This is a genomic window from Pseudomonas sp. BP01 (assembly GCF_022760795.1).
GTDB lineage: Bacteria > Pseudomonadota > Gammaproteobacteria > Pseudomonadales > Pseudomonadaceae > Aquipseudomonas > Aquipseudomonas putida_Q.
Genome location: NZ_JAFBKA010000174.1, coordinates 1 through 201, shown reverse-complemented (window position 1 = coordinate 201; position 201 = coordinate 1). Strand labels below are relative to the sequence as shown.

1 protein-coding gene is annotated in these 201 nt (G+C 59.7%); it reads right to left on the bottom strand.

Annotated features, from left to right (window positions below; genetic code table 11):
- Positions 1–201 (bottom strand): immunoglobulin-like domain-containing protein (locus JOY50_RS28970; RefSeq protein WP_243056223.1); only part of this gene is annotated, 201 nt, incomplete at both ends.

The following is a 201-nucleotide window of genomic DNA, read 5'->3' as shown; positions in this document are numbered from 1 at the left end:
TCAACTTGGCCACGACTTCGTCGGTGGTGTCGGTGACATCCACTTTCGCAGCGCCGCCCAACTCCAGGTTTTCAAAGGTGGCGCCGGTAGCGTCTACCGCCGATTTAATGCCAACGCTGATTTCACCAGCGTCGTTGTAAACGTCGTCGCCCTGCGCATCGTGGGTGTACGGCGCGCTGGTTTCCCCGGCCTTGATGGTGA